The following is a 3,221-nucleotide window of genomic DNA, read 5'->3' as shown; positions in this document are numbered from 1 at the left end:
AATTGTTTTGCATATTCACTCTCAAATTGTTCCCATGGTACTAGTTCCGCTAATTTTACCCATCGATTTTCTCCTGACAGTTTGCCGCCAAATGGTAGGTAAAAATTCTCGAATGATAGCTGTCCTATGGGGGATTGTCGGTACATGAATTTTTATCGGTGCAAGGGTTTTTCGTGCTTTCCCTACTTTTCCTTGCATTTTACCAGTTTTAGATCTCCTTGGATACCATTGCTTGTATGCTTTTCTTGTTTTTTCAGCAAGCTCTATTTAGACTGGACAGAATCTCTGGCGTTGATGTTGGAGTTGGTGGAGAGTGAGGAGCAGGCGGTGCGGGTGGTAAGGCTGGCGCTGGAGGTGGATTTGCGGTTGGGGGCGAGGTTGGCTGGGGCGGTGAAATATGGGTTTCAGGAGAAGACTGTTGGGTTGTTGTTGAGGGAAATAGATGAACGGAAAATCCCTCAGTTATATGCGATCGAGCTTTTTGGAGAAACAAAATCTGATTTTGCTATCAACTCTTTAATCCTAAGTCTGAACAATCAAGATTACTATCTATGTTGGCGAATAGCAGGAGAATTAGTTCGGATTGGAAGTGAAAAGACTATTGAATCTCTATCTCAATCGCTCAAAAGTCAGAAATGTGATGTGTTTGACAATGTATTGTCGTGGGCTTTAGGCAAAATTGGCAACAAAAAAGCTTTAGAACCCCTGCTTCAATCTCTCAAAAGCAAAAACTATAATGTACGAGCAACCGCAGCACAAGCATTAGGAGAAATAAGAGATGATAAAGCGATCTCGACTCTTATTCAATCCTGCAAAGATGAAGATCCAAAAGTACGATTTTATGCGTTAAGCGCTTTGGGTAGAATTGGGAATAACAAAGCTATCCAACCTCTCATTCAATCTTTAAAAGACGAAGACTCAAACGTATCTAGAGGTGCGGCATGGGCATTAGTTCATCTTGATCTTGGGAGTGAGGAAGCTGTTGAATCTCTTATTCAATCACTGAAGAGCGAATATCTTGACGTGCGTTGTAATGCAATTTATGCGTTAGGTGAAATCAATTCTGACAGTGCTATTGAGCCTCTTATTCTAACCTTAAAGGATAAAAGTTCTAATTCTGATGTACGTAGAACTGTGGGAGAAGCATTAGTCAAAATTGGCAGCAGTAAAGCTGTTAGATTTCTTATTCAATCTCTCCAAGACAAAGATCCTTATGCACGCAGAAGAATAGCATGGACTTTAGGTAAGATTGGCGATGAAAAAGCTATTATTCCTCTCATTCAATCTCTAAAAGATGAAGACTTTTATGTGCGTTTAAAGGCTATAGAGGCATTAGGGAATATCGGGAGCGACAAAGCTATTGAATCTCTTACACAATTTCTGATAGATAAAGATCCTTATGTACGTAGAACTGTAGTATTGTCGTTGGGAAATATTGGAGGTGAAAAAGTTGTCGAATCTTTAAGTCTATATTTTAACGATGAAGATCCTGATATTCGCGAAACAATGGTCGATGTATTAGGCAAAATCGGTAGTAAAAAAGCTGTTGAAATTCTTGATAAATTAATCGAAGATTCAGATTATGAAGTTCGTGAAAAGGTGGTAGAAGTATTGAGCAAAATTTACACTGACGAAAATATTAAATACTATAAGCAAATACTAAAACATGAAGATTCAGACCTACTCAAAAGTTTAGACATAAGTCTGAGTAATGAGGAAGTTGAACTTATTATGCAAGGACTGAACGATAAATATCAGCATGTTCGCGAAAAGTCTGTAAAGTCATTAGAAAAAATTGCAGAAGCCGATCGCAACTTACCCGCCCTCACCCAACAACTCCCCCATCTCCTCACCCTCATCCCCACAGAAGCCAGCCAACTAGCCCTCTCAGTCATCACCGCCATCCAAGCCCGATGCAAATACTACAACTACGATATAGCTCAAACACCCTTACCCCCCGAAGATAACCCCAACCCCACCACAAGCAACACCTACAACTTCTACGACAAAGTAGACCAAGTAGTTGCTGGAAACCTAACAGTGCATGGTGATAATATTGCTACACAAAACAACCAAAAGACAGCACCTGAATCTTAACTAATCACTAAACATTACCCAGCAAGAAAAATATGACCTTTAACTTCAACGCCCCCGTAGGAGCAGTAAACACAGGCAATACAACTGTACATGGCAACAACATCGGCACACAAAACAACTACTACGGCACAGACGACCCCAACACCCAAGAACTAGCCAATGAACTCGTTGAAATCCTGCAAGGAATCGTCCCCCCAATCTCCGATCCCACCAGCGAAGCAGGCAAAGAAATCATCACCGCCGCCGCAATGGAAGAGATAGAAAACAAACCAACCCTTAAAGATCGCCTAGTTGCTGCATTTAAAGCAGGAGCATTTGAAGCCATCAAAAAAATTGCCAAAAATGACTTTGTTGAAGTCTTCCTTACTGCCTTCAAAGCAGGACTAGAAGCCAAACCTAAAAAGTAAAGATGCTTCTTATTGCTTTCTAATGGGCTAACTGACAGAAACTATAATGAAAATACTTCAATAACAGATTGCCAAACTTGAGGAACTAAATAATGACACTCGAACAACTAGAAAACGAAGTACTTGCATTACCCCAAGACTCCTTAATCCATCTATTCACCCGCCTAATCGAACAACTAGGCAAAACCAACGAAATCGATCGCGAAATTGAAAACGACTGGCTCGAAGAAGCCGAAGCCCGCGACCATGATCTCACCAGTGGTGAAGTAATTGGCTATCCTGCCAGCCAAGTATTCGCAGACCTTCGCGCATCCCTAGCCTAGAAACTTGCAATGAAAGAAATCATTTTTCACCCATTAGCGCAACAAGAGCTAGACGACGCGATTGGCTACTACAAAACTCAAGACAAAGCGATCGCCCTAGAGTTTTTAAATACCGTAGAGTCCTCAACCAACTTACTAGCCCGTTATCCAGAACTCGGCTTAAAATTTCGAGACTCAGTTCGGCGATTAGCGATATCAAAATTCCCATATTCACTTGTATATCGTCTTTTAGATGGTGAGCAAATTTATATTTTAGCGATCGCCCATCACAAGCAAAAACCTAACGCTCATGTGGGTAAATAGGTGAAATGGTAAAATAGGAAAAAAGTTTTGACGCAACAACAGACATAAACATGATCAAGTTTCCCCTAACTGAACTGTTAGACGATCAAGC

The 3,221-nt window shown here is 40.8% G+C and carries 4 protein-coding genes; all 4 read left to right on the top strand.

Going from position 1 to position 3,221, the window contains the following annotated elements; genetic code table 11:
* The first annotated feature begins 294 nt into the window (after nucleotides 1-294).
* The 4 genes from H6F44_RS22430 (at nucleotide 295) to H6F44_RS22415 (ending at nucleotide 3,130) form a co-directional block, all read left to right on the top strand.
* Nucleotides 295-2,097, top strand: a complete 1,803-nt coding sequence (locus H6F44_RS22430; protein ID WP_190353303.1) for a HEAT repeat domain-containing protein — start codon at nucleotides 295-297, stop codon at nucleotides 2,095-2,097.
* 32 nt (nucleotides 2,098-2,129) lie between these two features.
* Nucleotides 2,130-2,504 carry a hypothetical protein gene (locus H6F44_RS22425; RefSeq protein ID WP_190353302.1) on the top strand — a complete coding sequence of 125 codons (375 nt, stop codon included), beginning with the start codon at nucleotides 2,130-2,132 and terminating at the stop codon, nucleotides 2,502-2,504.
* Between the two features lie 92 nt (nucleotides 2,505-2,596).
* On the top strand, nucleotides 2,597-2,827 hold the full coding sequence (locus H6F44_RS22420; protein WP_190353301.1) for an addiction module protein: 231 nt from the start codon (nucleotides 2,597-2,599) through the stop codon (nucleotides 2,825-2,827).
* 9 nt (nucleotides 2,828-2,836) lie between these two features.
* Nucleotides 2,837-3,130, top strand: coding sequence for a type II toxin-antitoxin system RelE/ParE family toxin (locus tag H6F44_RS22415; RefSeq protein ID WP_190353300.1), 294 nt, complete (start codon nucleotides 2,837-2,839; stop codon nucleotides 3,128-3,130).
* Nucleotides 3,131-3,221: the final 91 nt, after the last annotated feature.

The sequence above is a fragment of the Pseudanabaena cinerea FACHB-1277 genome (assembly GCF_014696345.1).
Classification (GTDB): Bacteria; Cyanobacteriota; Cyanobacteriia; order Pseudanabaenales; family Pseudanabaenaceae; genus Pseudanabaena; species Pseudanabaena cinerea.
This window is presented reverse-complemented; position numbering and strand designations above follow the sequence as displayed.